This window comes from Flavobacterium sandaracinum (assembly GCF_004349135.1).
GTDB classification, from domain to species: Bacteria; Bacteroidota; Bacteroidia; order Flavobacteriales; family Flavobacteriaceae; genus Flavobacterium; species Flavobacterium sandaracinum.
Map to the genome: position 1 here is coordinate 91,600 of NZ_SMFN01000014.1, position 7,708 is coordinate 99,307.

At 35.0% G+C, this 7,708-nt stretch carries 4 protein-coding genes; 2 read left to right on the forward strand and 2 right to left on the reverse strand.

Annotated features, from left to right (window positions below; all coding sequences use genetic code 11):
- Positions 1-44: 44 nt before the first annotated feature.
- Positions 45-2,666 carry a DNA gyrase subunit A gene (gene gyrA / locus E0F91_RS12235; RefSeq protein ID WP_132066763.1) on the reverse strand — a complete coding sequence of 874 codons (2,622 nt, stop codon included), beginning with the start codon at positions 2,664-2,666 and terminating at the stop codon, positions 45-47.
- Between the two features lie 256 nt (positions 2,667-2,922).
- On the opposite strand from gyrA, the gene E0F91_RS12240 reads away from it, so the two are divergent.
- Together E0F91_RS12240 and rimK are read left to right on the forward strand one after the other, a co-directional pair.
- Entirely contained in the window at positions 2,923-5,469 is a 2,547-nt protein-coding gene (locus E0F91_RS12240) for an ATP-dependent Clp protease ATP-binding subunit (protein WP_132066764.1), read from the forward strand.
- Between the two features lie 138 nt (positions 5,470-5,607).
- A complete protein-coding gene (rimK, locus tag E0F91_RS12245; protein ID WP_132066765.1) occupies positions 5,608-6,990 on the forward strand; it encodes a 30S ribosomal protein S6--L-glutamate ligase in 1,383 nt (460 codons plus the stop codon).
- Between the two features lie 453 nt (positions 6,991-7,443).
- Here rimK and E0F91_RS12255 read toward each other — a convergent pair.
- Positions 7,444-7,708 (reverse strand): IS3 family transposase (locus tag E0F91_RS12255; protein ID WP_132066767.1); only part of this gene is annotated, 265 nt, incomplete at its 5' end.

Sequence of the window (7,708 nt, forward strand, 5' to 3'; positions counted from 1 at the left end):
TCTGTGTTTATTTAATACTTATTGTTACTTAATCTATTTTAAATTTATGCTTCATCATCCGAATCGTCTTCATCAGTTTCATCGTCAGCGTCATCTTCTTCCGTATCATCTTCATCATCCTCCTCCTCTACACCTTCGTCCTCAAGAACTTCTAAGACGGGCTTAACTCTTTCAATAGCTTCTGTTTCAATAACATTCCCTTCCTCATCTACAACTACTTCAGCCACATCATCTTTCATGACTTTTGTAACCGCTGCAATCGAGTCATTTCCTTTAATGTTAATCAATTTCACTCCTTGCGTAGCGCGACCCATCACTCTCAAATCTTCAACAGCCATTCTGATAGTCAACCCAGATTTGTTGATGATCATTAAATCATCGGCATCTGTAACTGAATTTATAGAAATTAGCTTTCCTGTTTTCTCGGTAATATTTAAGGTTTTAACACCTTTACCACCACGATTTGTAATTCTATATTCATCAAGACTAGAACGTTTTCCATATCCATTTTCAGCTACAACTAATATTTCACTGCTCATATCATTTACAGTAACCATGCCAATAACTTCATCCGTATCATCCTTCAGAGTGATTCCGCGAACTCCTGAAGCGGTTCTTCCCATTGGACGGGTTTTAGTTTCTTCAAAACGAACTAATTTACCTGATTTCACAGCTAATATAATTTGGCTTTCACCATTCGTTAATTTGGCTTCTAATAATTCATCCCCTTCTTTAATAGTAATTGCAGCAACTCCATTTACTCTTGGCTTAGAATATTTCTCTAATGACGTTTTCTTTACCTGACCTTTTTTGGTCACCATGATCAAATTATGACTATTAATATAATCTTTATCTTTTAAATCTTGAGTACAAATAAAAGCTTTCACTTTGTCATCGCTTTCAATATTTACCAAATTTTGAATTGCTCTACCTTTAGCGGTTTTACTTCCTTCTGGTATTTCATAAACACGCATCCAGAAACATTTTCCTTTTTGAGTAAAGAACATCATATACTGGTGATTCGTTGCCACAAACATGTGTTCTAAGAAATCTTGATCTCTAGTTCCAGCACTTTTTTGACCAACTCCACCTCTATTCTGAGTTTTGTATTCAGTAAGATTGGTACGTTTAATATAACCTGCATGAGAAATGGTAATAACTACATTTTCATCGGCAATTAAATCTTCGATACTTACATCACCTCCTGAATATTCAATTTTAGAACGACGTTCATCTCCATATTTATCACGGATTTCAGTCAGCTCTTCTTTAATCAAGGCTATTCTTAAGTTTACATCCGCTAATAAAGCTTTCAAATGCTCAATTAACTTCATGATTTCATCGTATTCTGTTCTTAACTTGTCTTGTTCCAGACCGGTTAATTGACGCAAGCGCATTTCTACGATAGCACGAGATTGAATATCTGATAATTTGAATCTTTCGATTAATTTCTCTCTAGCTTCTTCTGTACTTTTTGAAGCTTTGATTAACGCAATTACTTCGTCAATATTATCCGAAGCAATGATCAAACCTTCTAATATATGTGCTCTTGCTTCCGCTTTCTTCAATTCAAATTGCGTTCTGCGAGTTACTACATCGTGACGGTGTTCGATAAAATAATGAATCAAATCTTTCAGATTCAACATTTGCGGACGTCCTTTTACAATGGCAATATTGTTTACACTAAAAGAAGATTGTAATTGTGTAAATTTATAAAGTGTATTTAAAACTACGTTTGGGGTAGCATCACGTTTTAAAATATAAACGATACGCATCCCGTTTCTATCCGATTCGTCACGGATATTCGCAATTCCATCAATTTTTTTATCATTTACCAAATCAGCCGTACGCTTAATCATGTCAGCCTTGTTGACTTGATATGGAATTTCGGTAACAATAATACATTCTCTTCCGTCTACTTCTTCAAAACCAACTTTTGCACGCATTACAATACGCCCTCTACCTGTTTTGAATGCTTCACGAACACCTTCATATCCATATATTATACCACCAGTAGGAAAATCTGGGGCTTTAATATGCGTCATCAACTCGTCAATTTCAATGTCATTGTTGTCCATGAAAGCTAACGTACCGTTGATTACCTCAGTTAAGTTGTGAGGTGGCATATTAGTAGCCATACCTACCGCAATTCCTGTCGCCCCATTTATTAATAAGGTAGGAACTCGTGTTGGCATTACTGTTGGCTCTTCTAACGTATCATCAAAATTCAATTTAAAATCAACTGTTTCTTTATCGATATCTGCCAAGATTTCTTCCGAAATCTTACGCATTCTAGCCTCCGTATAACGCATTGCTGCAGGACTATCACCATCTACAGACCCAAAGTTACCCTGACCATCAATCAATAAATAACGCATGCTCCACTCTTGTGCCATACGTACCATGGCATCATAAACAGAGGTGTCACCGTGAGGGTGATATTTACCAAGAACTTCCCCAACAATTCTTGCAGACTTTTTGTGGGCTGATCTCGAATTAACTCCTAAATCATGCATTCCAAATAGTACTCTTCGATGTACTGGTTTCAAGCCATCTCTAACATCTGGAAGCGCTCTTGATACAATTACTGACATCGAATAATCGATGTAGGCCGTTTTCATTTCATCTTCAATGTTAATAGGAATTAACTTTTCTCCTTCAGACATAAGTTGTTATATTAAATAATTATATTAGTTTCAAAACGTGCCAATATACGCTTTTTTGAAATTTTTAAACCAATTTTAAAACACTTATTTCAATGATTTATTAACAAAATAAACTTCTCTTTTAGTTAATAATTTAAGGGAAATTTAACTCATATATATGTATAATTTTTGTCTCTTAGCTGACACGACTACTTATAGGAATGGTTTTTGTTTTTCTATCACTAATTCACTAAATTTACGATATCAAATATATATTATGGATGATAATTTTTCACCAAGAGTAAAAGACGTTATAACCTACAGTAAAGAGGAAGCTTTGCGACTGGGTCATGATTTCATCGGCACAGAACACTTAATGCTTGGAATTCTAAGAGACGGAAACGGAAAAGCTATTCAAATATTGAATAACTTGGATGTTGATCTAGACCATTTACGAAGAAAAGTAGAGATTCTAAGCCCAGCAAGCCCCAGCGTCGAAGTAAACGTCGAAAAGAAAAATTTGCACTTGACACGTCAAGCGGAACGAGCCTTAAAAACTACTTTTCTGGAAGCCAAAGTTTTTCAAAGTACGTCCATCAGCACCGCGCATTTACTATTATGCATCTTAAGAAACGAAAACGATCCAACAACCAAGCTATTGAATAAACTCAAAATTGATTACGATATAGCTAAAGAACAATACCTAAATATGACTCCAAACGAAGAAGATTTTATAGAAAATTTACCCCGAAACGAATCGTATAATGACGATTCCGGACAAGATGACAGTCTAAAAGAAGGGACTTTTAACAATCCAGCTAATAAATCCAACAAAAAATCTAAAACTCCTGTTTTAGATAATTTCGGAAGAGATTTAACAGAAATGGCCGAAGAAGGAAAACTGGATCCCGTTGTAGGACGTGAAAAAGAAATTGAACGTGTTTCTCAAATTTTGAGCCGTCGCAAAAAAAACAATCCTTTACTTATAGGAGAACCTGGAGTGGGAAAATCAGCTATTGCTGAAGGCCTAGCCTTGCGCATTATTCAGAAAAAAGTATCGCGTACTTTATTCAATAAGCGTGTGGTTACCTTAGATTTAGCGAGTCTTGTTGCCGGTACAAAATATAGAGGGCAATTTGAAGAACGCATGAAAGCAGTGATGAACGAACTGGAAAAGAACGACGACATCATTCTTTTTATTGATGAAATTCATACCATTGTTGGTGCTGGTGGGGCAACAGGATCTTTGGATGCATCCAATATGTTTAAACCTGCATTAGCTAGAGGAGAAATCCAATGTATTGGTGCTACAACCTTAGACGAATACAGACAATACATAGAAAAAGATGGTGCATTAGAAAGACGTTTTCAAAAGATAATTGTTGAGCCTACATCTGTTGCCGAAACGATTACTATTTTGCATAATATTAAAAATAAATACGAAGATCACCACAATGTTACCTACTCTGAAGAAGCAATAGAGGCTTGTGTTAAATTAACAGATAGGTATATGTCTGAACGTTTCTTGCCGGACAAAGCCATTGATGCATTAGACGAAGCAGGTTCGAGAGTCCATATTACCAATATTGAAGTTCCGAAGCAAATTTTAGACCTCGAACGTCAATTAGAAGAGGTCCGTGAACTAAAAAATGTTGTAGTCAAAAAACAAAAATACGAAGAGGCTGCCAAACTTCGTGATGATGAAAAACGAATTGAAAAAGATTTAGCAATTGCTCAAGAACAATGGGAAGAAGATGCTAAAAACAACCGAATTGAAGTTACTGAAGACAATGTTGCCGATGTAGTTTCTATGATGAGTGGTATCCCTGTTAATCGTATTGCTCAAACTGAAAGTAACAAACTTGCAAAATTACCAGAACTTATTGAAGGAAAAGTAATTGGACAAAGAGAAGCTGTAATGAAAATTGCACGTTCCATACAAAGAAATCGTGCAGGGTTAAAAGATCCGAATCGACCAATTGGTTCTTTTATTTTCTTGGGACAAACCGGTGTTGGTAAAACGCAATTAGCCAAAGTACTCGCCAAAGAATTATTCGATTCTGAAGATGCTTTGATCCGAATTGACATGAGTGAATACATGGAAAAATTTGCAATCTCTCGTTTAGTTGGAGCACCTCCGGGATACGTAGGATATGAAGAAGGCGGACAGTTAACAGAGAAAGTTCGCAGAAAACCCTATTGTGTTGTCCTATTAGATGAAATAGAAAAAGCACATCCTGATGTTTTCAACATGTTATTGCAAGTTTTAGATGACGGATATTTGACTGATAGTTTAGGCCGAAAAATTGATTTCAAAAACACTATAATTATCATGACTTCAAATGTTGGAGCCAGACAATTAAAAGATTTTGGACAAGGTGTAGGTTTTGGAACTGCTGCAAAAGTAGCTCAAGCTGACGATAATTCGAAAAGCATTATCGAAAATGCATTGAAAAAAACTTTTGCTCCTGAATTCCTTAACAGAATAGACGATGTAATTGTCTTCAATGCTCTGGAGAAACATGATATCGATTTAATTATCGAAATCGAATTGAAAAAATTATTTGCTCGTGTTGCTGAATTAGGCTACCAATTGAATCTTTCTGATAAAGCAAAAGCTTTTATTGCAGAGAAAGGTTTCGATAGACAATTTGGTGCTAGACCTTTAAAAAGAGCTATTCAGAAATATGTTGAAGATGCACTTGCAGAAGAAATTATCACTTCGAAAATTAGTTCCGGAGATGAGATTTTCATGGATATTGAAGAAGGTTCACAAGAACTTACAGTTCAAATTCATAAAGCTGGAGAGCCTACAAATCCTTAAATTTACAAACAAATTCAGTAAAATAAACCCGTTACGTTTTTATAACATAGCGGGTTTATTCTTTACAGTAATCATACTTTTTTTGAAAACAAATATTTACATTTGATTTTTATAAAAAAGATTTAATAAAATTAATTTATGTCAGATAACAAAGTTATTCTAGGGAGTGAAGAATGGTGTTCTTTTCCAGAATTAGGAATTCCTACTATTAAAGCCCGTGTAGATTCAGGTGCAAAAACATCTGCTCTACATGCTATAAACATTGCTCCATTCATTAAAAATGAAAGCAACTGGGTAAAATTTGACATTAACCCAATTCAAAATAATTTAAAAACGGTCATTCATTGTGAAGCACCTTTAATTGACAAACGAATTGTTAAAAGTTCCAGTGGATTTAGAGAACAACGCTATGTAATCCAAACAAATCTACAAATTGGAAGTTCGCAGTGGCCAATAGAAATGACATTGACCAATCGAGATTCCATGGGTTTCCGAATGCTTTTAGGTCGTGAAGCCATGAGCGGAAGAGTTCTAGTTGATCCCGAACAAAAATATCTTTTAGGACAACCAACAACTGACACTTTAAAAGAATTATATAAAAACTCGGAAAAAGCGAGTTCTGGTTTACGAATCGGACTTTTAGCCAGTAATCCTGAATTGTACAGCAACAAGCGTATTATGGAAGCGGGCGAAATGCGTGGTCACGAAATGCACTTTCTGAACATCAAGGAATGCTATATGAAACTGGATGCAAAAACGCCAGAAATTCATTATCGTGGCGGTAAAATACTAAATCAATTTGATGCCATTATACCTAGAATCAGACCTAGTATTACTTTTTACGGGTGCGCTTTAACGAGACAGTTTGAAGCCTTAAAAGTATATTGTTTGAATTCATCTAATGCTATTACGCAGTCACGCGATAAATTATATTCGTTGCAATTACTACTGAATCACGGTGTAGAAATTCCAACTACAGGTTTTGCCAACTCTCCTTTGGATACCGATGATTTAATAAAAATGGTAGGCGGTTCTCCTTTAATCGTAAAATTGTTGGAAGGAACTCAAGGGAAAGGTGTCGTCTTAGCCGAAACTAAAAAAGCTGCAGAAAGTGTTATTAATGCTTTCAAAAGCTTAAATGCCAATATATTAGTTCAAGAATTCATCAAAGAAGCGAACGGAAAAGACATTCGTTGTTTTGTAATTGACGGAAAAGTAGTCGCCGCTATTCAGCGCGAAGCCATGCCTGGCGAATTTAGAGCCAACATTCATCTTGGAGGAACGGCATCCATTATAAAAGTAACAGCAGAGGAAAAACGTATTGCCATAAAAGCTACAAAAGCAATGGACTTAAAAGTGGCTGGAGTTGATATCATTCGTTCTTCAAAAGGTCCCTTATTACTGGAAGTAAATTCATCACCAGGATTAGAAGGAATTGAAGGTGCTACGAATAAAGATATTGCTGGCGAAATGATCAAAGCTATTGAAAAAAATTTCAAACAAAAAACAGACTTAAAATAACATTTTGCTACCCTTTAATTTAAAAAACCTGACTGAAGTTTTGGTCATCGTATAAAGTTAAAAAACCAATTAGTAAACCAAAAAAAATGAACGAGTACCTTGCTATAATTCTTCGCAGTAGTGCCGTTTATTTTTTTATGGTTGTCTCTTTACAACTTTTGGGCAAGAAAGAATTGTCTCAACTGAACACTGCTGATGTACTATTAATTCTGCTCATCAGTAGATGCAATGGTAGGAAACGATACCAGTTTATGGCGAGGATTAGTAACGACTTCGGTCCTTTTTACTATTAATTTTATTTTAAAGAAATTGATATACAAGTATCAAAGATTCAGTGATTTCATGCCAGAAAATTAGAAATCCGGATATACGATGGCAATCTAGATATAAATTTTGGAGCATAAAAAAACCATTCTGAGTGGACTGCACCCAAAAGTTTAGACAAATTTATAATTAATTTTGATAATAATGAGCTCGATATTGTATCGGGCTCATTTTGTTTAAATTTGATTTAATTCTGTCGTTATTGTAATATACTATATACTCTTGAATCTCTTTTTTTAATTGATTTATTGAGTTGTACTTTTTAAGATAGAACAACTCCGATTTGAGTATTCCAAAGAAGTTTTCAATGATAGCATTATCTAAGCAATTGCCTTTTCTTGACATACTTTGTTTAATTCCTTTTTCCTTTAAGAGCTGTTGATATTGTCGCATT

What these genes read in the sequence shown, in the direction of transcription:
- E0F91_RS12240 (WP_132066764.1), top strand. Translation starts at nt 2,923, where the DNA reads ATGGATGATAATTTTTCACCAAGAGTAAAAGACGTTATAACCTACAGT.
- gyrA (WP_132066763.1), bottom strand. Translation starts at nt 2,666, where the DNA reads ATGTCTGAAGGAGAAAAGTTAATTCCTATTAACATTGAAGATGAAATG.
- rimK (WP_132066765.1), top strand. Translation starts at nt 5,608, where the DNA reads ATGTCAGATAACAAAGTTATTCTAGGGAGTGAAGAATGGTGTTCTTTT.